The sequence below is a fragment of the Streptomyces sp. NPDC043680 genome (assembly GCF_056436685.1).
This window is the reverse complement of record NZ_JBWKCE010000004.1, coordinates 138471-165310: the sequence shown is the minus strand read 5'-3', so window position 1 is coordinate 165310 and position 26840 is coordinate 138471. Positions and strand designations below refer to the sequence as shown.

Sequence of the window (26840 nt, the reverse complement as noted above, 5' to 3'; positions counted from 1 at the left end):
CTTCAAAGAAGGGGGCAAGATAGGAGCTGGAGCCGAACAAGCAGATCACAGTGGGCAGGGTGGAGTGCATGCCGAGGATGGAACTCCGTCCGCACCAACGCGAGGCCGTCGATGCCGTGGTGCGGGCCCTGGAGCTGCCCGCCGGCGGCCGGGTCCCGGCGGCCGGGCTGCGGACCCAGGTCGTCATGGCGACGGGTGCGGGCAAGTCCCTCGTCGCCGTGCGCTCCGCCGAGGAGCTGCGGGCCGGCCGGGTGCTGGTGCTGGTGCCCTCGCTGGACCTGCTCGTCCAGACCGTGACGGCCTGGCGGAAGGGCGGCCGCACCGGCCGCTCCCTCGCCGTGTGCTCGCTGCGCGCCGAGGAGGCGGGCCTGCCCACCACCACCGATCCGGCCGAACTCGCCCGGCGGGGCGGCCGGGGCGGGGAACGGGTGACGGTGTACGCCACATACGCCTCGCTCGGCCTCGGCACCATCGAGCGCGCGCACCTCGCCGGACTGCCCGGCTGGGACCTGATCGTGGTCGACGAGGCGCACCGCACGTCCGGGCGGATCGGCAAACCCTGGGCGGTGGTGCACGACAACACCCGTATCCCCTCCCTGCGGCGGCTCTACATGACCGCCACGCCCCGGGTCTGGCAGGACCCCGACGAGGGCGAGCAGGGTGCCGCCGGAGGCTCGGGCCCGCCGGCGCGGGGGCGGGGCGAGCTCGTCGCGTCGATGGAGGACGACCCGCAGGGCCCGTTCGGCGCCCGCTGCCACACCCTGACCCTCGCCGAGGCCATCGACCGGGGCATCTGCGCCCCGTACCGGGTCGTCTGCGTGGACGTCACCGACCCCGCGTTCCAGGCGGCCGTGCTGCTGGGCCGGGACGGCCGCTCGGACGCGGTGCGCGGGGCGCGGCTGGCGGCGCTGCAGGCAGCTCTGGTCAAGGCGTCCGCCGAACAGGGCTTCCGGCGGACGCTGGTGTTCCATCACCTGACGAAGGAGGCCGAGGCCTTCGCCGCCGGGCTGCCCGAGGTGGCGGCGCGGCTGAGGGCGTCGGGCCGCGGCCGGCGGCCCGGGTATCCCCGTACCGTCCGGGCGGACTGGCTGTGCGGACAGCATTCGGCGGCGCACCGGCGGCAGGTGCTGGAGGCGTTCGCCGCGGACGGGGGAGCGGAGAAGGCCTTCCTCGGGAGCGTCAGGGTACTCGGCGAGGGTGTGGACACCAAGGAGTGCGACTCCGTCTACTGGGCGGACGTCCGGGGTTCCATGCCCGACCTCGTGCAGGCGGTGGGGCGGGCGCTGCGGATCCGGCCGGGCGAGGGCAAGGTCGCCTCGCTGGTGGTGCCGGTCCTGCTGGGGCCGGGCGAAGGCCCGCAGACGATGCTGACCTCCCGGGCGTACGGGGACCTCGCGCGGCTCCTGGAGGCGTTGCGGGCGCACGACACCCGGCTGGTGGAGGCCCTTGCGCAGCCGCAGGTGCCGGGGCGGCCGTCTGAGCCGGTCGAGGCCGCGGCAGCCCGGTCCGCGGTCGAGTCGCTGCTGAGCTTCTCCACCCCGCGGGACCCGGCGCTGCTGGCCGCCTTCATCCGGCTGCGCGTGCTGCACCCCGAACACGGGAACTGGCGGCGGGGGGTGGAGGCGGCGCGGATCTACGCGGCTGCGGCCGGGGACCTGAAGGTGCCCTTCGGGTTCAAGGTGCCGGCCGGTGACCCGGCGTGGCCGCCGGCCCTCGCCGGGTTCCCGCTCGGGCAGTGGATCGCGGACGCGCGGCGTACGTACCGGCGGGGTGCGCTCGGCCGGGAGCGGGTCGCGCAGCTGGACGCGCTCGGGATGGTGTGGAGCCACTTCGACGTGGCCTTCGAGGAGGGTCTGGCGGCCGCCCGCGGCTGGGCGGCGGAACACGGGCACCTGCTGCCGCCGGTGGACGCCACCTGGCACGGCGCGCCGGTCGGTGTCTGGGTGAAGAACCAGCGGGCGGCGGCCCGCCGCGAGGGGCCCGGGGCGCTGCCGGAGGAGCGCCGGGAGGCCCTGGAGGCCGTCGACGCCTCCTGGTGCCCGGCGTGGGACATCTCCTGGCAGCGGGCCTTCCACCTGACCCGGGTCCATCTGGATGCGGGCGGCCGGCTGCCGGTCTCCCGGGGTGAGGCGGTCGTCCAGGGCGAGGACCTGGGGGTGTGGGTACGGGCCCAGCGGTCGGCCTGGGACCGGCTGACCTGGGCGCAGCGCTGGCTGCTGGAGCACACCCTCGGGGTGACCCCGGCGACAGGGCCGGAGCTCCCGCGGCCGCGGCGCAGCCAGGCCGAGAAGTGGGCGGCGCACCTGGGGGCGGCCCGGGAGTTCCGCGCCCGCGAGGGCCATCTGCGGGTGCCGCGCACGCACGTGGAGCGGGTCGGCGGCCAGGAGTTCCGGCTGGGTTCGTGGATCGCCAACCAGCGGGCCCGGGCGGACCTGCTGACCGCGGACCGGGTCGCGGCCCTGACCGCCCTGGACATGCAGTGGTCCACGCCCCGGACCTGATCCGCCGGACGGCCGGCGTTCTCAGCCTCGCCCGGATGAGGCCCTGGGCCGCTCCCGAGGCGTTCGGTGCCCGGTGATGTGCGGTGGCGGTAGGAGTGTGCGGCGAGGGACAGGCCGATGCCCCACACCAGGAACTGCGGGATTCCGTAGACGACGATCCAGGGGCTGAAAACGCCGTCGTCGTCGAAGTCGTCGATGGTCTGCGCGGCGGCCCGGACGGTGTACAGCAGGAGGAAGGCCGAGACGGCGAAGGCGGTGGCGGTCAGCGTCCGGCGCGGAACCCTGTGTCCGGCCAGGAACGGAGTCCAGCTCGGGAAGACCAGGCCCCACGGCCGGACCAGGCTCAACGCCAGTATGCCCGCCAGCAGGGCAAGGCCGCTGAGTACGAAGAGGTACGGGCCGCCGCCGACCGCGTACCACTCCCGGAATCTGTGCTGGTCCGCCCAGAGGGGTATTCCCAGCGCCCACACCGCGTGGAGCGGGATGAAGCCGAGGGTGGCCGAGAGTGCCGAGGCACGAGCGGCTCGGACGGCCCATCGGGGCGGGGGCGCAACGTCGGCAGCGGTAGCCCCTGGCCGGGGGAGCAGGAGCCACGGTTCCACGGGCCGGTTCCCCATGGCTCGAGCCCGGGGTTGAAGACCACTCGGCCTCCGGGACGGCCGAGCCACCGGGTCGCTCCCCCGAGCGGGGGAGCCGGTCTCCTCCTCATCCGCCTGGCAGGTCATGCCGATGACGCCTCACCGCGTCCCGGGTCAACAGCTGTGCCGAAGCGGTTGACCCCTCGGACAGGACCTAGTGGTGGAAGCCCGGGCGGGGTGCGGTCGCCGGGACGGGCTGGGGGGTCGCCGTCAGGTGGTCCACGGCCCGCCGCAGGTCTGCGGCGAGCAGGGTGATCTGGTCGCGGGTCACCCCGTGCCGGACCAGGACGCGCTGGACGACCGTGTTCCCGCGGGCGGGGGGCAGCGGGTAGGAGGGCACCTGCCAGCCGCGCATCCGCAGCCGGTCGGAGAGGTCGTACAGGCTGAAGCCGGCCGCGGCCGGGTCGGTGAGCCGATAGCAGACGGCGGGGAGGGCGCCTTGGCCGTCATACAGGAGGGTGAAGGGGCCCATGGCGGCGATCTCACCGGCGAAGTGGCGGGCGGTGTCGGCGCAGGACTGCTGGACGCGCCGGTAGCCGCCGCGGCCGAGGCGCAGGAACAGGTAGTACTGGGCGATGACCTCGCCGCCGGGGCGCGAGAAGTTGAGGGCGAAGGTCGGCATGTCGCCGCCGAGGTAGTCCACGTGGAAGACGAGCTCGGCGGGCAGCAGGTCGGCGGTGCGCCAGACGATCCAGCCGACGCCGAGCGGGGCGAGCCCGTACTTGTGGCCGGAGGTGTTGATGGAGGCGACCCGCGGCAGCCGGAAGTCCCACGGCACGTCGGGGTGGAGGAAGGGGGCGACGAAGCCGCCGCTGGCCGCGTCGACGTGGATCGGGATGTCCCAGCCGTGCGCGGCCTGGATCAGGTCGAGTTCGGCGGCGAGGTCGGCGACGGGTTCGTAGTCGCAGGTGTAGGTGACGCCGAGGATGGCGACGACACCGATGGTGTTCTCGTCGACGTACGTGCCGAGTTGGTGGGGGCGCAGGCCGGTGGCGCCCTCTTCCAGGGGCACCTGGCGCAGTTCGACGTCGAAGTACCGGGCGAACTTCTCCCAGCAGACCTGCACCGGTCCGCACACCAGGTTCGGCCGGTCCGCGGGCAGGCCCTGGGCGTGGCGGCGGGCGCGCCAGCGCCACTTGAGGGCGAGGCCGCCGAGCATGGCGGCCTCGCTGGAGCCGGTGGTGGAGCAGCCGGTGGCCGAATGGCCCGCCGGCGCGTGCCACAGGTCGGCCAGGATGTTGACGCAGCGGGCCTCGATCTCGGCGGTCTGCGGGTACTCGTCCTTGTCGATCATGTTCTTGTCGAGGCATTCGGCCATGAGGCGGCGGACACCGTCGTCGGACCAGGTGGTGCAGAAGGTGGCCAGGTTCTGGGCCGCGTTGCCGTCGAGGAGGAGCTCGTTGTGGAGCAGCTCGTAGACCACCTGCGAGGGCGAATGGTCCTCGGGCATCCGGCACTTGGGGAGGACCTGGCCGCTCAGGGCGGACGTGAACACGTCCGTGTCGGCGTCGGGGATGCGTGCGTGCTTCGTCTCATGGAGAGGCATATCCGGACTATAGGTGACAGATAGCAGTAAATCCGGCTTCAGGTTCCGGCCGACTCTGCGATGTGACCCCCTCCATAGAGCACTGGCCCGGCAAAAAAAATTACTGTCCAGTAAGATGATCTCCATAGATCTTCCCGTTCGAGCCGTGGAAATCGGCTCGGACGGGAAGATTCGACCAACTGGTTCTATGGGCAACATATCCGCAGATGTCCGGATAACACCGCTGGGTTCAGAGCCTGCTGATACCTCTTCGGGCCATGAACAAGATCACTCGCCGGCAGGCCATGGGCACCACCGCCGGCGCACTCACCGCCCTCGGCCTCGCCGGCGTCACCGCGCACGCGGCCGCCGCCGACTCCCGCGCCCCCTTACCCGCCGGCACGGTCGACGAGGTGTACCAGGGCCGGCGCATCCAGATCACGCCTGGCGGGGGCGGCCACCACGGCGGCCACCACTCCCCCGGCCTGCCCACCGTTCGGATAGACGGCCGCGAACTGCACGTGATGCGCAACGCCGACGGCACCTGGATCAGCGTGGTCAACCACTACGAGACCTTCTCCGACCCCGCCTCCCTGGCCCGCGCCGCCGTGCGCGAGCTCCAGGGCGCCCCGCTCCTCCCGCTCTCTCCCACGGGAGGCACGGCATGACCGTCCGCAAGAACCAGGCCGCGCTCACCCCCCAGGAGAAGCGCGCCTTCACCAACGCGCTGCTCGAACTCAAGCGCACGGGCGTCTACGACCGGTTCGTCACCACCCACAACGGCTTCATCATGGCGGACACCGACTCCGGCGACCGGGTCGGCCACCGCTCCCCCTCCTTCCTGCCCTGGCACCGCCGGTTTCTGCTGGAATTCGAGGCTGAGCTGCAGAAAGTGGATCCGAAGGTTTCGCTTCCCTACTGGGACTGGACGGCCGACCGCACCACCCGCTCCTCCCTCTGGGCCGCGGACTTCCTCGGCGGCACCGGACGCGCCCGCGACGGACAGGTACTCGACGGGCCGTTCGCGTACGCCGCCGGCAAGTGGAACATAGCCGTACGCGTGGACGGACGCGCCTACCTGCGGCGCGCCCTCGGCACGGGCGTGGCCGAGCTGCCGACCAAGGCCGAGGTGGACGCCGTGCTGAACATGCCGGTCTACGACGCGGCACCCTGGAACAGCTCCTCGAACGGCTTCCGCAACCATCTGGAGGGCTGGCGCGGCGCCAATCTGCACAACCGGGTGCACGTCTGGGTCGGCGGCCAGATGGCCACGGGGGTGTCCCCCAACGACCCGGTGTTCTGGATGCACCACGCGTACGTCGACAAGCTGTGGGCCGAGTGGCAGGCCCGGCACCCGCAGTCGCCCTACCTGCCCGCCGTCGGCACCGCGAACGTCGTGGACCTGCACGACACCATGCGGCCGTGGAACGACGTGACCCCGGCCGACCTGCTCGACCACCGGAAGTTCTACACCTTCGACACCGAGCCGGCAGCGGCCGCCGCCAGCCAGCGGTAGTGCAGTTCGGGGCGGCCGACCTGGCCGTACCGGGGGGTGCGGTCCGCGCGTCCGGTGTCCACCAGGTACTCCAGATAGCGGCGGGCGGTGATCCGCGAGGTCCCGGCCGCTTCGGCAGCCCCGGCGGCGGTCAGCCCTTCGGGCGCCGCCCGCAGCAGCGCGGCGACCCGGTCCAGGGTCGACGCGCTGAGGCCTTTGGGCAGCTCGGCGGGGCTCGGGGCGCGCAGGGCGGCGAGCGCCCGGTCCACGTCGTCCTGACCGGCCGCTTCCCCAGCCGTCGCGCGGAACTCGGCGTAGCGCAGCAGCCGTTCGCGCAGCGTGGGGAAGGCGAAGGGTTTCAGTACGTACTGGACGACGCCGAGCGAGACGCTCTCGCGGACCACGGCCAGGTCCCGCGCCGAGGTCACGACGATCACGTCGACGGGATGCCCCGAGGCCCTGAGCCGGCGCGCGAAGCGCAATCCGTGGCCGTCGGGCAGGCCGAGGTCGAGCAGCAGCAGGTCGACCCGGGTCCGCTCCAGGACCCGGGTGGCCTCCGCGAGGGAGTGGACGGCGCCCACCGCCGTGAAACCGGGCACCCGTCCCACGTACAGGGCGTGCGCGTCGGCGGCGACCGGATCGTCCTCGACCACCAGTACCCGCACCTCGGCGGCCTCCGCGCCGCCCGCTTCGCGCCCGCGCGGCCCGCTCACGCCTGCGGCTCCCTTCCCATGGGCAGTCGTACGGTGAACTGCGCGCCGCCGCCCGGGGCTTCGGCCGCCTCCGCGCTGCCTCCGTGCCGGTGGGCCACCTGCCGCACCAGGGCGAGACCGAGGCCGCGCCCTTCACCCTTGCCCGACCAGCCGCGGCGGAACACCTCGGCCGCGGCGCCCTCGGGCAGACCGGGGCCGTTGTCGGTGACGCGGAGCAGCAGCCCGTCCTCGTCGGGCCGGACCGTGACGGCGACCCTGGCCCCCGGCACCCCGGTCACCGCGTCGACCGCGTTGTCCAGGAGGTTGCCGAGGACGGTGACGAGGTCCCTGGCCGGGAGCGCGGCGGTCCGCCCGACGGCGGCCCGGCTGTCGGGGGTGACCACCAGCTGGACGCCCCGCTCGTGGGCCTGGGCGGCCTTTCCGAGCAGCAGGGCCACCAGGACCGGCTCCCCGACGGCGGTGACCACCTCGTCGGTGAGCGCCTGGGCCAGCTCCAGTTCGGCGGTGGCGAACTCCACGGCCTCGTCCGCCCGGCCGAGCTCGATGAGGGAGACCACCGTGTGCAGCCGGTTGGCGGCCTCGTGGGCCTGGGAGCGCAGCGCCTGGGTGAACCCGCGCTCCTGGTCCAACTCACCCGTCAGGGACTGGAGTTCGGTGTGATCGCGCAGGGTCACGACGGTGCCGCGGCGGCCGCCGCCCGCGACCGGTGAGCTGTTGACCACGAGGACCCGGTCGGCGGTCAGGTGGACCTCGTCGACCCGGGGCCGGTCGGCCAGCAGGGCGCCGGTGAGCGGCGCGGGCAGCCCGAGGTCGGCGACGCCGGTGCCCCGGATCTCCCCGTGGACACCGAGCAGCTCCCGCCCCGCGTCGTTGACCAGGGTGATCCTGCGCTGGCCGTCGAGCAGGAGCAGCCCCTCGCGGACCCCGTGCAGGGCCGCCTGGTGGTAGTCGTACATCCTGCTGAGCTCGGCCGCGTTCATGCCGTGGGTGTGCCGCCGCAGGCGCGCGTTGACGACGTACGTACCCGCGCCGCCGAGGGCCAGGGCCCCGGCCGCGACCCAGGCGAGGGCGGTGAGCTGCTCGGCGAGCCGGGCGCTGATCGCGCGGACGGTGATGCCGGCGCTGACCATGCCGACGATCCGGCCCTGGTCCAGCAGCGGGGTGACCACCCGGATCGAGGGTCCGAGGGTGCCGGTGTAGGTCTCGCTGAAGGTCTCGCCGCGCAGGGCGCGGGCGGTGTTGCCCATGAAGGGCGCGCCGATGCGCCGCGGGTCGGGGTGGGTCCAGCGCCGCCCGTCCGGGGCCATGATCGTCACGAAGTCCACCCCGGAGTCGACCCGGACCCGCTCCGCGTAGGGCTGGAGGGCGGACGAGGGGTCGCCGCCCCGCCCGGCGCCGCGTACGGCCTCGACGACGGACGGGGAGTCGGCGACCGCGCGGGCCACGGACCCGGCCTGGCGCCGGGCCGCTTCCTCGGCCTGGCCGCGGGCGGAGGCGTAGGCGAAGACCGCGCAGCCGGCGACGACCACGGCGACCAGCAGCACCTGCATGGCGAACAGCTGGCCGGCGAGACTGCGCGGCGGTCGGAGGAAGCGGAACATGGCGCTCAGTCTGCCCTCCGCCGTGAACTCAATGAACGCAAGGGTGACCGGGGTCACAGCGGTGGGCGATGGTCTCCCGGAACGCAATCACCACCAGGAGGCGACGTGGCCGCCAGACCAGACAAGACCCACTATCTCTACATCGCGGTGATCGCCGCGGTGCTGCTCGGCATCGCCGTCGGCTTCGCCGCGCCCGGCACCGCCGTGGAGCTCAAGCCGCTGGGCACCGGCTTCGTGAACCTCATCAAGATGATGATCTCGCCCGTGATCTTCTGCACGATCGTGCTGGGCATCGGGTCGGTGCGCAAGGCCGCCAAGGTGGGTGCGGTGGGCGGTCTCGCCCTCGGCTACTTCATGATCATGTCCACGGTGGCGCTGGCGATCGGCCTGCTCGTGGGGAACCTGCTGGAGCCGGGCAGCGGACTGCACCTGACGGAAGCGGTGCGCCACGCGGGTGAGGCCCAGGCCAAGGCGGGCGCCGCGCAGAGCACGCCCGACTTCCTGCTGGGGATCATCCCGACCACGCTGGTGTCGGCCCTCACCGGCGGACAGGTGCTCCAGACACTGCTGGTGGCACTGCTCTGCGGCTTCGCGCTGCAGGCGATGGGACCGGCGGGCGAGCCGCTGCTGCGCGGGATCGGGCAGGTGCAGAAGCTGGTGTTCCGGGTGCTGGCGATGATCATGTGGGCGGCGCCGGTGGGAGCGTTCGGGGCCATCGCGGCGGTGGTCGGTGCGACCGGCATCGACGCCCTGAAGTCCCTGGCCGTCATCATGATCGGCTTCTACACGACCTGCCTGCTCTTCGTGTTCGTCGTCCTGGGGACCCTGCTGCGGGTGTGCACGGGGATCAACGTGTTCTCGCTGCTGCGCTATCTGGGCCGGGAGTTCCTGCTGATCCTGTCGACCTCTTCGTCGGAGTCGGCGCTGCCTCGGCTGATCGCGAAGATGGAACACCTGGGCGTGGCCAAGCCGGTCGTCGGGATCACGGTGCCCACGGGCTACTCGTTCAACCTGGACGGGACCGCGATCTACCTGACGATGTCCTCGCTGTTCATCGCGGAGGCGATGGGCAAGCCGCTCGCCCTGGGCGAGCAGATCTCGCTGCTGCTGTTCATGATCATTGCCTCGAAGGGCGCGGCCGGGGTCACCGGAGCGGGGCTGGCGACCCTCGCGGGCGGTCTGCAGACGCACCGGCCGGAACTCGTCGACGGCGTCGGGCTGATCGTGGGCATCGACCGCTTCATGAGCGAGGCCCGGGCCCTGACGAACTTCGCGGGCAATGCGGTGGCGACGGTCCTCATCGGCACCTGGACGAAGGAGTTCGACCGCGAGCGCGCCACCGAAGTCCTGGCCGGGCGGCTGGCGTTCGACGAGGCCACGCTGATCGACGACGTCCACGCCGCCGAGCCCGCGGCCCCCGTACCCGGCCAGCCGGCCGGCGCCAAGGACGGCGTACCGGCCTGACCGGGACGCCCTGACGGGCCGACCGGGCAGGGCTCGCCCCCACGGTGCCCAGCCCGGTCGGCCCGCACACCCGCCCCATAGGCGTTTTTCAGCCACCGGCCTGCAAAGTGTCCTGCTGTAAAAGGTACTTCCGTACCCGGGCACACGTCTGACATCTTGCGTCCACCACTCGTTTCGTACGGCCCGACCGGTGCCACCCGCACCGTCGGGCCGTCTTCGGAGGACGCATTGATACCCCACATATCCAGCCGACCTCGACGCACGCTCGTGCTGGCCGCCACCCTCGGCGCCGCACTGGCCCTCGGGACCCCTGCCGCTCTCGCCGGCACGGCTCCGGTCGGCCCCTCCGCCCCGTCCGCCCGTGCCATGGCCCCGGCCGCGGCGCCGACTTCCCAGAGTGCGACCTGGGTTGCCGGCACCCGTGCCTACCTGGTGATCACCGCTCCCGGTGACAGCTCCGCGGTGCGCTCGGCCATCGCCGCCAACGGCGGCACGGTCTTCTCGAACTTCGACTCCATCGGCGTGATCGTCGCCCACTCCGCCTCGGCCGGCTTCGCCGCCACCATGCGCGGGGTCAGCGGCGTCCAGCAGGTCGGCGCGACCCGTACCTCGGACGTGCCGGCCGACGCCTACAACCCGGCGCTCCCCGCCAACCCGAGCCAGGCCAGCACGCCCGCCGGCGAGCCCGTCCGCGCCGACATGAGCCAGATCAAGGCGGACCAGGCGTGGGCCGTCACCACCGGCTCCTCCTCCGTCAAGGTCGGCATCCTCGACACCGGTGTGGACGACCAGCACCAGGACCTGGCGCCGAACTTCAACGCGGCCGACTCCGTCTCCTGCGCCTACGGCAAGCCCGACACCCGTGCCGGTGCCTGGCGGGACGTGGACACCCACGGCACGCACGTCGCGGGCACCATCGCGGCGGCCAAGAACGGCAAGGGCGTCATCGGCGTGGCCCCGGGAGTGAAGATCTCCGCGGTTCGCGTCGCCGAGCCGGGCAACTCCTTCTTCTTCGCCGAGAACACCATCTGCGGTTTCGTGTGGGCCGGTGACCACGGCTTCAAGGTCACCAACAACAGCTACTACACGGACCCGTGGCAGTTCAACTGCCCGGACAACATCGACCAGGCCGCCATCATCGAGGGCGTCAAGCGCGCCCAGCAGTACGCCGAGGGCAAGGGCTCGCTCCAGATCGCCGCCGCGGGCAACGAGGACTACGACCTCGCCCACAAGACGACCGACTCCGCGAGCCCGAACGACTCGACGCCGGTCACCCGCACCATCACCAACGCCTGCCTGGACATCCCGACCGAGCTGCCGGGCGTGGTCACGGTCGCGGCGAACGGCACCGGCGTCACCAAGGCCTCCTTCTCCAACTACGGCCAGGGCGTCATCGACGTCGCGGCGCCGGGCAGCAACGTGTACTCCACGCTGCCGGGCGGCACGTACGGCTCCAAGAGCGGCACCTCGATGGCCACCCCGCACGTCGTGGGCGTCGCCGCGCTGATCGCCAGCACCAACCCCGGCATCACCCCGGCGCAGATCCGCGACAAGCTGGCCACCCAGGCCAACGACATCGCCTGCCCCTCGGACAGCCGCTGCACCGGCACCACGGCGAACAACGCCTTCTTCGGCGAGGGCCAGGTCGACGCGCTGAAGGCGGTCGGCTCCACCCCGCCGCCCGGCAAGTACTTCGAGAACCTCGGTGACTTCGCCATCAACGACAACGCCACCGTGGAAAGCCCCATCACCGTCAGCGGGGTGAGCGGCAACGCGCCCGCGACCCTCAAGGTGGGCGTGGACATCAAGCACACCTACATCGGTGACCTGAAGGTCGACCTGGTCGCCCCGGACGGTTCCGTCTACACCCTGAGCAACCGGGCGGGCGGCGGCACCGACAACATCATCCAGACCTTCACCGTCAACGCCTCCTCCGAGGTGGCCAACGGCCTGTGGAAGCTCCGCGTGAACGACAACGCGAACGCCGACACCGGCAAGATCGACGCCTGGAACCTCACCTTCTAGTCGCGCTGAAGCCCACGAGCCCCCGCTCCGCCGACGGAGCGGGGGCTCGTGTGCGTCCTTCGGACCCCCCGCCCCCGCCGGATGCACCCGGGCGCGGGTTTCACCGGCGCAGCACGCAGTCCCCGCAGAAGCCGCCGCCCGGCACCTTGTAGTAGAGGCAGCAGCTGCGCCGTACGAAAGCCACCCCCAGGCCCTCCTCGTGGAGGAAGGTGCCGGTTCCGCCGAGCGCCCCGCCGTCGGCCAGCAGGTCGGCCACGCGTTCCACGGCCGCCCCGCCGGGCACCCGGTCGATCAGCACCCTCAGGGCGCCCACCAGCGCCGACGCGGTGTTCCCGCGCAAAACCTTGGGCGACACCCCGAACCGCTCCCGCAGGGCCGCGTCGAGGAGTCCGAGGTGGCCGAGCACGCGCGCGCCGAGCACCTCGGCGGGCAGCACCCCCTGTCCGGGCGCGGGCAGCCACAGCTGGAGCGAGCCCGCCGCCGGCATCCGCCACCACACCCGGTCCGCCGACAGGTCCGGCACCCGCCCGGCCAGGGCGGCGCACCCCAGCCCGAGCGACCACAGCCGCGAGGCGATCCCGAACTGCGCGGTCGACGCCGCCACCCGCCCGGTCCCGCTGCCGATCCGCCGCCCCACCTCGTCGACGTACGTCCCGAGCTGCTCTCCGTAGAGCTCGGCCAGCGGCCGGTACCCCTCACCGGGCGGCTGCGTCCCGTACGGCACGCTGAAGAACGGCCCCACGGCCGCCAGCCGCCGCAGTACGTCGTCCATGTCCATGGGGACGATGATCTCAGGAGGCGCCCGGGTCCCCCGCCGGCGGAGCACCCGGGCGCCGGGGCGGGGGCAGGATCCGTGTCACCGCCCCTCGATTCGACCCGTCGGATGGCCCAGTGCCGTGGTCCATTCGGGGAACCGGTCCGGCGGGCCACTTCCGCCTCCGGACCGGGCCCTGCGGGCGGCTGCGCGGCCGGGCCGCCGGGGAGGGCGGGGGCGCGGCGCGCGGACGGCCCCGAGGCCCTCGGCGCGACCCTCGCGGCGGCCGGGCCGAGCACCCTCCGGCCGGGCCGGACCGACCCTACATCTTCGCAGGTCAGAGCCATTTTCAAGGCACGGGAACGGATGTCCGTGGTTCAGGATTGCGGACCCTGGGATCCGGGGATCCACGTCCTCGGAAAACATGGCCGCGGCGTTGCCATTTTGGGGGTTCATGAGAGCACATTTAGGGGCTACATTGAGCCACTCGCGTTCACCTGACAGCCCGTTGCCTTTCACCCGCGTTTTGCGCGGGGGGTGACGTCAGGAGCGCACACTGTGCAACCACCCCACCGCCCAGAAGGACCGAAGGCTCCGTGCCCGTACCCGTACTCCTCGCCGGCCGCACCGTGCGGCTGGAGCCCCTCGCCCCCCACCACACCGAGGCCTTGGCCGTGGCCGGGGCCGAGGATCGTACGACTTACGCCTTCACCCCCGTACCCCATGGGGTGCAGGCGTCCCACGAGTACATCGACCGCGCCCTCGCCGACCAGGCGGCGGGTCGATCGCTCTCCTTCGCGGTGGTCAGAGCCACCGACGGCCGGGTCGTCGGTTCGACCCGCTTCCTCGAACTCGATTACTGGCAGGGCCCTCTGGTATGGCCCGCCGTGACGGGTGTCCCCTTCGGCGATCCGGCGACGGCGATCCCCGATGCCGCCGAGATCGGCAATACCTGGCTGTCCCCGGGCGCCCAGGGAACCGGCATCAACACCGAGGCGAAGCTGCTCATGCTCCGCCACGCCTTCGAGACCTGGGGCGTGCGCCGCATCTCGCTGCGGGCCGATGCCCGCAACGTGCGCTCGCGCGCGGCGATGGAGAAGCTCGGGTTCACCTGCGAGGGGGTCCGCCGGGCCCATTCGCGGGGGCTCGACGGCGCCGTGCGCAGCACTGCCTTCTACTCGATCCTCGACGAGGAGTGGCCGGCCGTGCGGTCGATCATCGAGCTGAGGCTGTCGGCGGGGGCGCCGCGCAAGCGCCGGCGCAAGACGCTGATCCCGGCGTAACGGTCCTGCAAACGGCGTAACGGCCCTGTCGGCGGTGCTCGCCCCGGCCCTTCCCCCGGCGTCAGCCGAGGAAGGCCGGGGCGAGGGCCGAGGCCATGAGCTTGACGGGCTCGCCGCTGCCGTCGGCCGGCACCCGGTACAGGTCGGCGCCGAAATCGCCGGGCAGGGAGTAGACGACGGTCCTGTCGTCGGTCCACACCACCTGGTCGTCCACGCTGCGCGCCTCCGCGAGCGGGGTCTCCCGCAGGGAGGCGAGGTCGAGGGCGTAGAGCCGCCACGGGGCTTCGGCCGGCAGGCCGGGAACCCGCTTCTTGAAGACGAGCCGGGTCCCGTCGGGGGACAGGGACGGGCATTCCAGGTTCTCGCGGAGCGTGGTCACGGTGCGTTCGGCGAGGTCGCCGCGGACCAGGTGGGTCTGGCCGCCGGTGGCGAGCGTCGCGTAGAAGGTCCGCTCGTCGGCGGCGAAGGTCACGCCCCAGAAGTTCACGTCGGCATTGCGGTACGCCTTGCCGTCCTTGCGGATGGCGAAGTCCTCCAGCGAGGCGTCGAGCTTGCCGGTGCGCAGGTCGAGCAGTGATGTCCGGGTGGAGAAGCCGGTCCCCGCGTAGGAGTCCCCGCCGACGAAGACCGTCCAGGCGACCAGGTGCCCGCCGGGCGAGACCCGGGCCCGGGTGGGGATGCCGGCCAGCGGATGCGCGGAGACCTGCCGCAGCCCGGAGTCGAGGACCACGGCCCGGTAGCTCTCCTGCACTCCGCCCTTGTCGGCCTGGAGGCAGATCCCGGTGCCGCCCGCCGAGTGGAAGCGCAGGCAGCTCAGCCCGGAGGCGGTACGGGGGCCCGCGGGTGCGTCGGCGGGGACGGTGGCGAGCTCGTCGCGGTGCGGGCCCCACGCCATGTTCCGGAACACGATGCGCCGCCCGCCGTCCCCCGGGGCCAGGGACACCTCGCCCCGGGTGATCTGCGGGCCGCCGGCCTGGGGCTGGTCCTTCTGGCCGGCCCGGGAGGAGGCACGTACGACGGCGAGCACCCCCACGGCGGCGAGCAGGACGACGGCGCAGACGAGGATCAGGATCCGGCGTTGGACGGTCATGGGGGCCTTTCGGGGCGGCGGGTGGGGGGAGGCGGTCAGGCGCCGGGGGCCGGGCCGGCGGCGGCGCGTTCCGCCTCGGCTTCCGCGGGACGCAGCCGGGCGCACACCGCGGCGGCCCCGGCGAGGAGCACGGCGGCGACGGCCAGGGCGGGCCGGGCGCCCCACACGGTCCAGGCGGCGCCGAAGCCCAGCGAGGCGGCGAACCGGGCCAGGGCCTGGCCCGTCTGGACGAGGGCGAGGCCGCCGCCGCGGTGCTCCTCGGGCACGGCTGCGGCGGCCGCGGCCATCAGGACGCCGTCGGTGGCGGCATAGAAACCGCCGTGCAGCAGGAGTACGGCGTACGGCAGCACCGGGTGCCGTACGTCGGTGAGCAGGACGCCGTACGCGAGGAGCAGGGCGAGGTGGCCGCCAAGGAAGACGCGCCAGCGGCCGATCCGGTCGGCGAACCGGCCCAGCGGCAGCGCGAGCAGGAAGAACGCGCCCGCGGTGCCCAGCGGCAGCAGGGCGAACCAGCGGTCGGCGAGCCCGGTGGCCTGTTGCAGCAGCAGGAAGACGAAGCCGTCGCTGACGGTGCACAGGCCCAGCAGCAGCGCGCACAGGCCGATCCGGCGCAGGTCGCGGCGGCCCAGCAGCCCGAGGGAGGCCTTGAGGGAGACCGGTTCGGCCGGGGCTGCGCCGGAGCGCTCGGTGCGACGGCCGGGTACGAAGAGGACGAGGACGAGCACGCCGAGGGCGGCGACGCAGGCGCTGACCGTGAAGACGGCGTCGTAGCCGTCGGCGGCGCCGCGCAGGATGAGGAACGCGAGGACCGGTCCGATGAGGGCGCCCGCAGTGTCCATGGCCCGGTGCACGCCGAAAGCCCGGCCGCGTTCCTCGGGCGCCGCCGCCAGCGAGATCAGCGCGTCGCGCGGAGCCGTGCGCAGGCCCTTGCCGGTGCGGTCGAGGGCGAGGACGGCCCCGATGGCGGGCAGGGTGTGCACGAGCAGCAGCAGCGGTTTGCACAGGGCGGAGAGGCCGTAGCCGAGGCCGGCGAGGGCCTTGTGGCGGCCGAAGCGGTCGCCGAGGTGGCCTCCGGCGAGTCGGACGAGGGCGCTGACGCCGTTGTAGAGCCCGTCGAGCAGCCCGAAGCCGAGCGGGGTCAGGCCGAGGCCGGCGACGAGGTAGAGCGGGAGCACGGCCGTGACCATCTCGGAGGAGACGTCGGTGATCAGGCTGACCGTGCCGAGAGCGAGCACCGTGGGGGCGAGCGCGGCGCGTCGCCCCGGGCTGGTGCCCGGGGCGACGGCCTGTTGCTCGGGGGTCACGGCGGGCGCGGGGGTACCGCGACTGTCCGCAACGTACATGGTCAGGACGTCCAGATACCCGTGATGTCCTTGGCGGTGGCGGCGTTCCCGGCATGGGTGGTCAGGCCGGCCAGGCCCTCCAGGGTGCGCAGCACGTCGTAGTGGTTGTACGTGGTGGCCGAGGAGCTGCCGGGCGTGACGGACTGGCCGTAGAACACGGTCGGGATCTTGTTGCCGGAGAGCCGGTTGTCCTCGTCGAAGGTGACGACGAGGAGGCTGTTGTGGGTCTTGGCCCAGTCCGCGTAGGCCTTGATGTTGTTCTTGAGCCAGGTGTCGCCGGTGCCGACGGAGCAGTCGTGCATGTCGCTGCACAGGTTCGGGACGACGAAGGACACCTTGGGGAGGGTGGTGTAGTCCGTGGGGAACTGGGCCATGGTCTTGGCCGTGCTGGTCGGCACGTTGGAGAACGCGAACCAGGGGTTGTGCTTGCGGGCGTACTTGCCGCTGCTGCAGGTGGTGGAGCCCTGGCTGGGCAGGGTCTCGTTGTAACTGGCCCAGCTCTTGCCCGCGGATATGAGCTCGGAGGCGAGGTTGGGCGCGGAGCTGAAGCCCGGCGTGTAGCAGCTGTCGTCGGTGACGCCCTGATGGGAGCCCGAGAACAGCTGGAGGTAGTTGGGCTGGCTGGGGTGCGTGACGCCGTACGACTGGGTGAGGTTGGCTCCCCCGGTCTTCAGGGAGTTGATGTACGGGGCGCTGGAGCTGCCGATGACCTGGCTGTAGGCGTGGTTCTCGAAGACCACGACGACGACGTGGTCGGGGGCCGGGAGCCCGGCTGCGTGCGCCGGCTGGGCGGCGCCGATACCGGCCCACAGGGCCGTGCCCGCGGCGGTGACGCCGAAAGCGGTGGCGAGGGCGGTCTTGCGGCGGGACCAAGAAGAGGTCATGCCAAACACGGGGGATACCTCCGGGCAGAGGGGGTCTGGTGGCGGCGCGGACGCACCATACCCAGGGGCATGTGCATGGGCCAGGGACAGACGGCGAACGGAGCGGGAACTCCGGTGACCGTCCAGGTGTTCGGCAACGGCCAGCCCCAGAGCAACCCAAGAGCTGGAAAAAATGGGAACCCCGGACCGCGTAAGGTCATCTTTCGAACAGATAGCGACCACCCCGCCCCCCATCGGGCAGCACCAGCTGGAGAGCCACCGCACATGTCGTACGCACCCGACGGACAGCACCAGCCGTACCGGTCGGAAGGGCAGTACCAGCAGCAGCCCTACGGCACGTCGTACGCACAGCCGTACGAACCCCAGGACCAGTACGAGCCTCCGTACGGCCCGCCACAGCCGCCGTACGGCGAGCAGTACTCCGAGCCCGAGCCGCCGCGACGGCGCCGGGGGCGCCGCTGGCTCCTGGCGGGTGTCACCGTGCTGGCCCTCGCGGGCATAGCCGCCGGCGTGATGTACCACTTCGAGATACCCCCCTTCACCGACAAGGGGAAGAGCGTCTCCTACGGCGAGCCCGCCGCGGGGGGCAAGACGGACGGCTCGGGCGGCGCCTCCAAGCCGCCCGCCAACTCCAAGGCCCTGATGCCGACCGGCCCGAAGGCCGAGTTCAAGAACTCCATGACCCTGAGCGACGGCACGCACGTCTCCGTCACCACCCTGGACGGCAAGAAGTCCGGCTTCAAGGGCAAGGTCTGGGTGTGGGCGCCCAAGGAGTACAACGACCCGAAGTTCGCCAAGAGCGGCTTCCCGGTCATGATCGCCCTGCCGGGCGGCGCCGGCTACCCGAGCAACTACTGGATGGGCACCGACCTGGGCCTCCAGACCAGCATCAGCAAGTGGTACGCCGAGGGCAAGAGCAAGCCCTTCATCCTCGCCATGCCGGTGCTGAACCCGGCCGGGGACGAGAAGGGCATCTACTGGGACGGCTCCGACATCCCCGGCCAGCCCAAGATGGGCACCTGGCTGACCGAGGACGTCCCGGACCTGATGAAGGCGAACTTCCGCACCGTGAAGTCCCGTGACGGCTGGGCCTACATGGGCTCCTCCACCGGCGGCTTCGCGAGCCTGAAGGCCGTCCTCCAGCACCCGGACAAGTTCAAGGCCGCCATCTGCTCCGGCCCCGACATCGTCCCGGACTCCTCCCTGTGGAAGGGCCACGACAAGGAGAAGGCGGAGAACAACCCCGAGCTGCTGGCGAAGGCCCTGATCGACAAGAAGGGCAGCCCGGACGTCTACCTCGCCTTCCAGGTCGGCGACAACGAGAGCAACAAGAAGACGCTGCCCGACGTGCAGAAGTTCGTCGCCACCTACGGCAAGGGGCCGATCCACACCAGCCTGAGGGTCATCCCGGGCGGCCAGCACAACGCCAAGACCTACGTGCCGAACATGGGCGAGGGCCCGATCCAGTTCATCAGCAAGGTCATGGAAGGACCGGTGGAGTAACCGCCGGCCCGAACGCCTCCTCGCCCTGCGGCCCGCCGAACTCCATCGGTGGGCCGCAGCCGTCCCAGGGCGCCCACCCGGCCTCCCCGGTCACGGCGAAACGCACCCAGGCCTCGTGCATCCGGTCCGCCAGCTCCTGCGGGGCGTCGGGCCCGGCCAGCCAGTGCGTCTCCGGCACGTGGAGCGTGTCGAACACGAAGCCGAGCTCCAGCGCGTGGCAGGCGCCGAGGCCCGGCACGCCGGAGGGCCAGCCGAACTCGTAGACGAAGCTCGGGGCCGTCCGCGCCCCGGCGAGCCGGCGCAGCGGATCGCGCAGCAGCCGGTCGGTCAGCAGGTGGCCCGCGAGTTCGGCCGGCCCCGCCTCGGGCAGGGCGGCGCGCAGCGCCCGTACGGCGGCCCGGTCCTTGCCGGTGTGGATGCGGGCCAGCGCCACCGCGAGCGGGCCGAGCCGGTCCAGCAGCCGCATCAGGCCGGTGGGGGCGAGCCAGAGCCGGTACTCCTCGGTGGTCCAGCCCACCAACAGCGGTACACCGCTCCGCGCGGCTGCTTCGAGCGGCTCCTCGGGAAGCGTGTCGGGGTCGGAGACCAGGCCGAAGGCGGGTCCGCCGAGCAGCGCTCCGGCGCGGCGCAGCACCACCCGCTGGGCGGCGATCAGGTCGGGCAGGGCGACGGCGGCGAAGGCCTCCGCGGTCGCGGGCACCTTGAGCAGGGAGGCCATCCGCCGGACCATGGTGCGGACGTGGTCGGGCGGCAGTACCTCGGGCGCGCCGCTCTGCAGGACGGCCTGCGCGAACAGCCCTGCGGCACGGGGGGCGGCGAGCAGGGCGCCGACGCTGATGGCGCCCGCCGACTCGCCGAAGACCGTGACCCGGGCGGGGTCCCCGCCGAAGGCCGTGATGTTCTCCCGGACCCACCTGAGGGCGGCCATCTGGTCGAGCAGGCCGCGGTTGGCGGGGGCGTCGGGGAAGAGTCCGTAGCCGAGGACGCCGAGGCGGTAGTTGAGGGAGACGAGCACGACGCCGTCGCGGGCGAAGGCGGATCCGTCGTAGACGGGCACGGCGGAGGAGCCGCGGGTCAGCGCGCCCCCGTGGAGCCACACCATGACCGGCAGCCCGGCCCCGGCGGTGGGCTCGGGGGTCCACACGTTGAGGTTGAGGCAGTCGTCGCCGGGGATCTCCGGATCACACAGCAGCGCGGCGAAGGTCTTGGGGTAGGCCGCCTTGGGTGCGGTGGGCCCGAACGCACCGGCGTCGCGTACGCCGTCCCAGGGGGCCGGGGGTTCGGGGGCGGCGAAGCGGAGGGCTCCGACCGGTGCCGCAGCGTACGGGATGCCCCGGAAGGCGGCGACCCCGTCCGGTCCGGTGCGTCCCTCGACCACGCCCTGCCCGGTGCGGACCCGGGGTCGGCCGCTGCTGCCCGCTGCGCTCATCACGCCCTTCATGGAAAGGTGCCTCCGTGGAACAGGTGCATCAGATGTTCCGCGTGGTGCGTCCCACCTCCCCCGCACGGTCGCACACGCCTCCAACGGGTGACAAGGCGTGACCCGTCCAGGGGCGGGCCGGGTTGGGCCGGGCATGCGATCCATGCCCAACCACCCCGGCGCCCGGAGCCTCGTCCGGGCCTGCTCGCTCCCCTTCCTCCTGCTCGTGGCCGCCGGAACGGCGCAGGCCGCGGGGCCCGACTTCCAGTACGTCGGCCAGGACGACCAGGTCCACGGGCTGACCGCCCCGAAGGGCTGCGTCCGCGCCCTGGGCGGCGGCTCCCGGGCGGCCACGAACTCCACCCGCGGGACGGCGACGTTCTACCGGGAGCCGGACTGCTCGGGCCGCCCGCTGGCGGTCCTGGAGCCGGGCCGGGTGGGCCAGATCCGGCCCTACTTCGCGTCCGTGCGGTTTTCCGTCACCAGGTAGGCGAAGCGCCCGTGACCCCTTGGCCTCCGCTGCGTTGTATGCCATGTCAAATGCCGCACTTACTGCTGCGGCGCCCCACATCTCACGAGGAGATCTTGATGTCGCGTATCGCGAAGGCAGTCGCCGTCACCGCTGCCGCCGGTAGCGCCCTGGCCGCCGGCGCCGGGCTGGCCGTCGCCGATGCCGGAGCGCACGGTGCGGCGGTCGGCTCCCCCGGTGTCCTGTCGGGCAACGTCGTTCAGGTTCCGGTGCACATCCCGATCAACGTCTGCGGCAACTCCGTGAACGTCGTCGGCCTGCTGAACCCGGCGTTCGGCAACACCTGCATCAACCAGTCGGGCGACAAGCACCACACCGAGGACAAGGGCGGCTACGGCGGCTGATTCCAGCCCGCCTGACCTGACCAGGCCGAGGGCCCCCGCCGGTTACGGCGGGGGCCCTTCCCGTGCGCCCCACCGGTCACGCGGTCCTTCGCGGATCGCGCCGTCACCCGGTCGCGCCGTCACGCCCTCACTCGGTCGCGCCGTCACTCGTAGCGGTAGACGCCCTCGTGGCTGAGCATGTCGCGCGGGGTGAGGTCCCACGGCGGCATCGGCTCGTCGAGGGCGATCACCCGCCTGCGCTGGAGGTCGCCCGGGGGCAGGGGGGCGGCGGGCAAGTAGCCGGAGTCCGGGTGCCGGCGCTGCCAGCGGTCCCAGAGGAGGTCCACGAAGGCGTGGTGCAGCCAGAACGCCGGGTCGTTGGGGGCCGTACCGCCCGTCATGTGGCCGCCGATCCACTGGTGCACCTTGTTGTGGTTGCGCCAGCGTTCGCTCTTGGGGGCGGCCCAGCCCTCCAACTTGTTGCGGAAACCGCCGGCCCCGGCCGTGGAGTCCCACGGCGAGCTGTCGTACGTCGGATCGTCGAGCGCCCACTGCAGTTCGGCCGCGGTGGGCAGTTTGATGGGGTTCTGGGGGCGGCCGAGGTTCCGAGTGAGGAAGCGCTCCACCGTGAAGCCCACCGTGATCACCCAGTTGCCCTTCTCGTAGGCGAAGGGGCCGGTCATCACCTGGCGGTCGTCGGCGCGGCCGGTGCCGCCGAGGAAGTCGTCGGCCCACAGGGAGGAGACGGGACTGCTGTCCGTGGTCCAGTCCCAGTAGGGGACCGAGACGCCCGGGTCGACGCCTTGGAGCAGCCGCTCGAATTCGAGCAGGTAGCGCCGGTGCCAGGGGAAGAACGACGGCGACATGTGCCCGACGCGCAGCTTGCGGTCCCGGTCGGGGACGAAGTACTTGTCGTGGGTGCGGACCAGGTCGTCGTACGCACCGTTGCGCTTGAGCTCCAGCACGGCCGCCGTGAAGCGCTTCTTCTGCGCGCTGGTCAGGTTCCTCTGGTTCTGCCGGATGTACATGCGGGGCTCCTCCCGTTCCGTCCGTCAGCCGTGGTGCGGGACCGCGAGCGCCAGCTGGTTGGTGCCGAGTTCGTCGACGGCGGCGCGGGCGAGCTCCAGCGGGGTCTCGAAGGACTGGAAGTGGTTGATCCCGCTCAGGTAGCTGCCGTCGGCGCGCCGCATCACGTGCAGGGGGCGGCCGTCGATGCGGACCCCGGCGGCGTCGACGGCGATGTGCCGGCCCCGGTACGTCTCCTCTGTCAGCGGTGCGGGGGTGAGCGTCTGCCGGGGGCGCCGGGCGCGCAGGACGGGGGCCAGGGCCGCGGCGGCGCCGGCGAACACCGCCGCGGTGAAGGCGGTGCGGAGAAGTGTGCGCCGGCTGAGTGGTGCGGCGGTGGGTGCTGCGTACATGCGGTCTCCCTCGCTCGGTGGTCCGCGCTATGGGGTCTAACGCGGCGCGGCGGGCGAGGTCACCTCGACCGTGCGGGGTGCTTGTAGAAGAGCGTGGTGGGGTGCAGGCGGCCTGCCGGGTCGGCGGCGTAGTCGGGGATGGTGCCGGCTTCGGTCCAGCCCGCGGAGCGGTAGACGCGCTCGGCGCCGCTCCCGGTCTCGGTGTCGAGGAACAGCAGCAGCACTCCGGCCCGGGCGGCCGCCGCCTCGGCCTCGGCGAGCAGGGCGCGGGCCGTGCCCCGGCCGCGTGCCCCGGGGTGGACCATGAGCTTGCGCAGCTCGGCGCGGTGGCGGCCGTTGGGCTTGGACTCCCGGCACCAGCTCACCGTGCCGTCGAGCGGGGCGCCGTCGGCGGGGCGGGAGATCCAGAGGGCGAGCGAGCCGTCCTCGACGGCGGGGCGCAGGGAGTCCCACCAGGAGGCGGCCTGGCGGTGGTCGAGGTCGGCGAGGAAACCGAGCGAGGAGCCGCCGCGTACCACCGCGAGCAGGAGGTCGGCCAGCTCGTCGCGGTGCGTGGTGAGCCCGGCGGTGTCGAGTCGGGTGATGACGGGAGCCATCCCCCGAGGATAAGGACCGGCCGCGCGCCCCCGGGGGCCGGGGCCGACGCCCCGGCCCCCACGGTCCCCTCAGGGCGCCGGGAGTTCCGCGAAGTCGGCCACCAGGGCGCGGTGGTGGCCGGCGGTGCCCAGGGCCAGGGAGTCGGCCTTGGCGCGCTTGAGGTACAGGTGCGCCGGGTGCTCCCAGGTCATGCCGATGCCGCCGTGCAGCTGTACGCACTCCTCGGCGGCGCGGACCGCCACGCCCGAGCAGTAGGCCTGGGCGACGGCCACCGTGAGCGGGGCGTCCGGAGCGCCGGTGGCGAGGGCGTCGGCCGCGGCGCGGGCGGCCGCCCGGGCGGAGGCCACGTCCAGCCAGAGCCGGGCGAGCCGGTGCTTGAGGGCCTGGAAGGAGCCGACGGGCCGGTTGAACTGGTGGCGGCCCCGGACGTGGGCCACCGTCTCCGTCAGGCACCACTCGGCGATTCCGAGTTGCTCGCCGGCCAGCAGTCCGGCCCCGGAGAGCAGTGCTCCGGCCACGGCCGCGCGCGCGGTGGCCGGGTCGGCGAGCCGGGTCCCGGCGGCCCCGTCCAGCGTGACGGTGGCGAGCGGCCGGGTCAGGTCCAGCGGGACCAGCGGCGTGCGGGTCACGGCGGCGGCCGGAACGGCGTACAGGCCGGTGTCCGCGAGCACGAGCAGGACGTCGGCGGCCAGCGCGTCCGCCACCGAGGTGACGGTGCCGGTCAGCTGCCCTCCCCCGGTGTCCCGGACGGCGGCCGGCAGCGGGGCCCCGGGCGCCAGGGTGAGCGGCACGGCCGGTACGCACACCTGCCGCCCGGAGGCCAACTCGCGCAGCAGGGCGGCCGTGTGGGCCGAACCGGCGGGATCGCAGCCGAGCAGGATCTCCGCCGCCAGCACCGCGCTCGTCAGGTAGGGGACCGGCGCCACGGCCCGCCCCAGCTCCTCCAGGACCACGGCCGCCTCGCGGTGGCCCGCGCCCTGGCCGCCGAACTTCTCCGGTACGAGCAGCCCGGCCGTGCCGATCTCCGCGGCGAGGGTGTGCCACAGAGCGGGGTCGTGCGGGCGGTCGCTCTCGGCCCGGGCCAGTACGGCCGACGGCGCGCACCGGTCGGCGAGCAGGGCCCGTACGGCGGACCGCAGTTCCTCCTCGGTCTCCGAGTACAGCAGGTCGTAGCCTTCGCGCGGGAACGTCATCGGGCCAGGTCCTTCCAGGCGAGGTCCTTGTCGTCGCGCGGTTCGGCGGGCAGGCCGAGGACGCGTTCGGCGACGATGTTGAGGAGGATTTCGCTGGTGCCGCCCTCGATGCTGTTGCCCTTGGCACGCAGATAGCGGTAACCGGCGTCCCGGCCGGTGAAGTCGACCAGCTCGGGCCGGCGCATCGTCCAGTCCTCGTACAGCAGCCCCTCCTCGCCGAGGAGTTCCACCTCCAGGCCGCTGATCTCCTGGTTGAGCCGGGCGAAGGTGAGCTTCATCCCCGATCCCTCGGGGCCGGGCTGCCCGGCGGCGAGCTGCTGGCGCAGCCGTTCGCCGGTGAGCCGGGCGACCTCGGCCTCGACCCAGAGGTCGAGCAGCCGCTGGTGGAGGGCGTGGGTGCGCAGTGCGGGGCGTTCGCGCCAGGCGGCGGCGAGGGGGGCGATCATCCCTCCCTCGCGGGGGATCCGCATGCCGCCGATGGAGACGCGTTCGTTCATGAGGGTGGTGCGGGCCACCTCCCAGCCCTGGCCGACGGCCCCCAGGCGGTGGGCGTCGGGGATCCGGACCCCGGTGAGGAAGACCTCGTTGAACTCGGCCTCGCCGGTGATCTGGCGCAGCGGCCGCACCTCGACGCCCGGGGCGTGCATGTCGCACAGGAAGTAGGTGATGCCCCGGTGCTTGGGCAGGGCGGGGTCGGTGCGGGCGATCAGGATGGCCCAGCGGGCGGTGTGGGCGCTGGAGGTCCACACCTTCTGGCCGTCCACCACCCATTCGCCGGCCGACTCGTCGAGGACGGCGCGGGTGGCGAGCGCGGCGAGGTCGGAGCCGGCGCCGGGCTCGCTGAACAGCTGGCACCAGACCTCCTCGCCGACCCACAGGGGGCGCAGGAAGCGCCGCTTCTGCTCGTCGGTGCCGTAGGCGAGGATCGTGGGCGCGGCCATGCCAAGGCCGATGCCGATCCGGCGCGGGTCGTTGTCGGGGGCGCCGGCGGCCTCCAGTTCGGCGTCGACGACGGCCTGGAGGGTGCGGGACGCGCCGAGTCCACCGAGGCCCTCGGGGTAGTGGACCCAGGCGAGGCCGGCGTCGAAGCGGGCGCGCAGGAAGTCCGTGCGGCCGGTGGTGGCGGGCGGGTGGACGGCGAGCAGGTCGCGGACGCGCAGGCGCAGGGTGTCGGCGGTGACGGCGGCGGTCATCGGGCGGCTCCCGCGGCGGGGGCGGTGGCGGTGGCGGCGGTCATCGGACGGCTCCTGCGGCGGGGGTGGGGGCGGTTGCGTCCAGGGCCGGTACGACGACCAGGCGGCCGGTGGTGCTCCCGTCGGCGAGGCGCTGGACGGCGTCGGCGGCTGCCGCGAGCGGGACGCGTTCGCTGACCAGGGGGCTGATGGCGCCCTGGGCGGCGAGGCGGGTGAGTTCGGTGTGGCAGGCGAGGATGGCGGCCGGGTCCTTGGTGGCGTAGAGGCCCCAGTGCAGGCCGAGGATCGCGTAGTTCTTGACCAGGGCGTGGTTGAGGGCGGGGGCGGGGATGGTGCCGCTCGCGAAGCCGACGACCACGATGCGGCCCTCGAAGGCCACGCACTTGGCGGAGGCGGTGTAGGCGTCGCCGCCGACCGGGTCGTAGACCACGTCGGCCCCGCGCCCGCCGGTGAACTCCTTGACCCGGGCGACCAGGTCCTCGCTCGTCCGGTCGATCACCAGGTCGCAGCCGAGCTCCTCGGCAGTGCGCGCCTTCGCCTTGCCCCCGACGACGCCGATGACGGTGGCGCCGGCGGCCTTGCCGAGCTGGACGGCGGCGCTGCCGACACCGCCGGCCGCGGCGTGCACGAGGAGGGTCTCGCCGGACTGGAGCCGGGCGCGGCGGTGCAGGCCGAACCAGCCCGTCTGGTAGCCGATGTGGAGGGCGGCCGCCTGGGCGTCGTCGAGGGTCTCGGGGGCCGGCAGCAGGGCGCGCGCGGGCGCGGTGACGTACTCGGCGAAGCCGCCGTGGGGAAGGCTCGGGTTGGCGATGACGCGGCGGCCGTCCTCGGTCTCGCCGCAGATCTCCACCCCGGGGGTGAAGGGCAGCGGCGGGCGGATCTGGTACTGCCCGCGGACGAGCAGGGCGTCGGGGAAGTTGACGTTCGCCGCGAGCACCTTGAGCTTCACCTCGCCCTCGCCGGGCACGGGTTCGGGGACCTCTTCGAGGCGCATCGCCTCTCGGGGCTCGCCGGGGGTGTGTACTCGCCATGCCTGCATCCGGGGCCTCCAGCCGCCGTCGAGGGGAACCACGCTCCGCGGGCATACTAAGCGGTCGCTTGCCGCTTTGGGAACCGTCGGTCCGCGGCCGGTGTCCGGTGCCGGACGGCCGTCGTCCGGTGCCGGACGGCCGTCGCCTTGGCGGCCGACGGCCGTCCGGGGGTGCGAATTCGAGCCCGTTCGGGGGGTGGTTTGGGCAAGATGGGGACGCACATGTCTTCTGCATGTGTGGCCGGCACGTGGGTTCTGCGCGTGTGATCTGCGCGTGTGCTGGCGCGTGGGTTCTGCGCGTGCCATGGCTTGACGGGG

At 72.9% G+C, this 26840-nt stretch carries 23 protein-coding genes; 9 read left to right on the top strand and 14 right to left on the bottom strand.

Annotated features, from left to right (window positions below; genetic code table 11):
• The first annotated feature begins 68 nt into the window (after positions 1–68).
• A complete protein-coding gene (locus tag AC0666_RS10430) occupies positions 69–2501 on the top strand; it encodes a helicase associated domain-containing protein (RefSeq protein WP_468963600.1) in 2433 nt (810 codons plus the stop codon).
• Positions 2502–3293: 792 nt separating this feature from the next.
• On the opposite strand, the gene gad is transcribed toward AC0666_RS10430, so the two are convergent.
• Positions 3294–4685, bottom strand: a complete 1392-nt coding sequence (gene gad, locus AC0666_RS10425) for a glutamate decarboxylase (RefSeq protein WP_468963599.1) — start codon at positions 4683–4685, stop codon at positions 3294–3296.
• Positions 4686–4942: 257 nt separating this feature from the next.
• On the opposite strand from gad, the gene melC1 reads away from it, so the two are divergent.
• Both melC1 and melC2 read left to right on the top strand, forming a co-directional pair.
• Positions 4943–5332, top strand: a complete 390-nt coding sequence (gene melC1, locus AC0666_RS10420; RefSeq protein WP_468963598.1) for an apotyrosinase chaperone MelC1 — start codon at positions 4943–4945, stop codon at positions 5330–5332.
• Entirely contained in the window at positions 5329–6180 is an 852-nt protein-coding gene (gene melC2, locus AC0666_RS10415) for a tyrosinase MelC2 (RefSeq protein WP_468963597.1), read from the top strand. Before melC1 ends, melC2 begins: the two co-directional genes overlap by 4 nt.
• On the opposite strand, the gene AC0666_RS10410 is transcribed toward melC2, so the two are convergent.
• Positions 6132–6872, bottom strand: a complete 741-nt coding sequence (locus AC0666_RS10410) for a response regulator (RefSeq protein ID WP_468963596.1) — start codon at positions 6870–6872, stop codon at positions 6132–6134. The two genes, melC2 and AC0666_RS10410, sit on opposite strands and share 49 nt — an antisense overlap.
• The gene (locus AC0666_RS10405; RefSeq protein WP_468579369.1) at positions 6869–8473 is read right to left on the bottom strand and encodes a sensor histidine kinase; all 1605 of its coding nucleotides are present in this window, start codon (positions 8471–8473) and stop codon (positions 6869–6871) included. Before AC0666_RS10405 ends, AC0666_RS10410 begins: the two co-directional genes overlap by 4 nt.
• 105 nt (positions 8474–8578) lie before the next feature.
• Here AC0666_RS10405 and AC0666_RS10400 point away from each other — a divergent pair, with 105 nt between their 5' ends.
• Positions 8579–9937: a cation:dicarboxylate symporter family transporter gene (locus AC0666_RS10400; protein WP_468963595.1), complete on the top strand. Its 1359-nt coding sequence runs from the start codon at positions 8579–8581 to the stop codon at positions 9935–9937.
• 267 nt (positions 9938–10204) lie between these two features.
• Entirely contained in the window at positions 10205–11962 is a 1758-nt protein-coding gene (locus AC0666_RS10395; RefSeq protein ID WP_361712456.1) for a S8 family peptidase, read from the top strand.
• A 100-nt stretch (positions 11963–12062) separates the two neighbouring features.
• Here AC0666_RS10395 and AC0666_RS10390 read toward each other — a convergent pair whose 3' ends face one another.
• Positions 12063–12740, bottom strand: coding sequence for a (2Fe-2S)-binding protein (locus AC0666_RS10390; protein ID WP_468963594.1), 678 nt, complete (start codon positions 12738–12740; stop codon positions 12063–12065).
• Positions 12741–13312: 572 nt separating this feature from the next.
• Between AC0666_RS10390 and AC0666_RS10385 the strand changes: the two genes are divergently transcribed.
• Positions 13313–13999 carry a GNAT family N-acetyltransferase gene (locus AC0666_RS10385; protein WP_468579372.1) on the top strand — a complete coding sequence of 229 codons (687 nt, stop codon included), beginning with the start codon at positions 13313–13315 and terminating at the stop codon, positions 13997–13999.
• A gap of 61 nt (positions 14000–14060) precedes the next feature.
• Here AC0666_RS10385 and AC0666_RS10380 read toward each other — a convergent pair whose 3' ends face one another.
• Genes AC0666_RS10380 through AC0666_RS10370 form a run of 3 tightly spaced genes read right to left on the bottom strand, consistent with a single transcriptional unit; the run spans position 14061 to position 17316 of the window.
• On the bottom strand, positions 14061–15089 hold the full coding sequence (locus tag AC0666_RS10380; protein ID WP_468963593.1) for a TolB family protein: 1029 nt from the start codon (positions 15087–15089) through the stop codon (positions 14061–14063).
• 35 nt (positions 15090–15124) lie between these two features.
• Positions 15125–16432, bottom strand: a complete 1308-nt coding sequence (locus AC0666_RS10375; RefSeq protein WP_468963592.1) for an MFS transporter — start codon at positions 16430–16432, stop codon at positions 15125–15127.
• 2 nt (positions 16433–16434) lie between these two features.
• Positions 16435–17316: an alkaline phosphatase family protein gene (locus AC0666_RS10370; protein WP_468579375.1), complete on the bottom strand. Its 882-nt coding sequence runs from the start codon at positions 17314–17316 to the stop codon at positions 16435–16437.
• A 264-nt stretch (positions 17317–17580) separates the two neighbouring features.
• Between AC0666_RS10370 and AC0666_RS10365 the strand changes: the two genes are divergently transcribed.
• The gene (locus AC0666_RS10365) at positions 17581–18819 is read left to right on the top strand and encodes an alpha/beta hydrolase (RefSeq protein WP_468579376.1); all 1239 of its coding nucleotides are present in this window, start codon (positions 17581–17583) and stop codon (positions 18817–18819) included.
• Here AC0666_RS10365 and AC0666_RS10360 read toward each other — a convergent pair.
• Positions 18797–20248, bottom strand: coding sequence for a carboxylesterase/lipase family protein (locus AC0666_RS10360; protein WP_478707424.1), 1452 nt, complete (start codon positions 20246–20248; stop codon positions 18797–18799). The genes AC0666_RS10365 and AC0666_RS10360 overlap by 23 nt on opposite strands.
• A gap of 154 nt (positions 20249–20402) precedes the next feature.
• On the opposite strand from AC0666_RS10360, the gene AC0666_RS10355 reads away from it, so the two are divergent.
• Together AC0666_RS10355 and AC0666_RS10350 are read left to right on the top strand one after the other, a co-directional pair.
• Positions 20403–20729 (top strand): hypothetical protein, encoded by a 327-nt coding sequence (locus AC0666_RS10355; protein ID WP_478707423.1) that lies wholly within the window; start codon positions 20403–20405, stop codon positions 20727–20729.
• Positions 20730–20827: 98 nt separating this feature from the next.
• Positions 20828–21112, top strand: coding sequence for a chaplin (locus tag AC0666_RS10350; RefSeq protein ID WP_468963589.1), 285 nt, complete (start codon positions 20828–20830; stop codon positions 21110–21112).
• Between the two features lie 143 nt (positions 21113–21255).
• On the opposite strand, the gene AC0666_RS10345 is transcribed toward AC0666_RS10350, so the two are convergent.
• The 6 genes from AC0666_RS10345 to AC0666_RS10320 all read right to left on the bottom strand — a co-directional run bounded on the left by AC0666_RS10345 (position 21256) and on the right by AC0666_RS10320 (position 26531).
• On the bottom strand, positions 21256–22119 hold the full coding sequence (locus tag AC0666_RS10345; RefSeq protein WP_468963588.1) for a tyrosinase family protein: 864 nt from the start codon (positions 22117–22119) through the stop codon (positions 21256–21258).
• A 24-nt stretch (positions 22120–22143) separates the two neighbouring features.
• On the bottom strand, positions 22144–22509 hold the full coding sequence (locus tag AC0666_RS10340) for a tyrosinase family oxidase copper chaperone (RefSeq protein ID WP_468963587.1): 366 nt from the start codon (positions 22507–22509) through the stop codon (positions 22144–22146).
• A gap of 59 nt (positions 22510–22568) precedes the next feature.
• Positions 22569–23105, bottom strand: a complete 537-nt coding sequence (locus AC0666_RS10335) for a GNAT family N-acetyltransferase (RefSeq protein ID WP_361712436.1) — start codon at positions 23103–23105, stop codon at positions 22569–22571.
• A 69-nt stretch (positions 23106–23174) separates the two neighbouring features.
• Positions 23175–24299: an acyl-CoA dehydrogenase family protein gene (locus AC0666_RS10330; RefSeq protein WP_478707422.1), complete on the bottom strand. Its 1125-nt coding sequence runs from the start codon at positions 24297–24299 to the stop codon at positions 23175–23177.
• Positions 24296–25492: an acyl-CoA dehydrogenase family protein gene (locus tag AC0666_RS10325; protein WP_478707421.1), complete on the bottom strand. Its 1197-nt coding sequence runs from the start codon at positions 25490–25492 to the stop codon at positions 24296–24298. Before AC0666_RS10325 ends, AC0666_RS10330 begins: the two co-directional genes overlap by 4 nt.
• Positions 25493–25532: 40 nt before the next feature.
• Entirely contained in the window at positions 25533–26531 is a 999-nt protein-coding gene (locus AC0666_RS10320) for an NADPH:quinone oxidoreductase family protein (RefSeq protein WP_478707420.1), read from the bottom strand.
• Between the last annotated feature and the right edge of the window lie 309 nt (positions 26532–26840).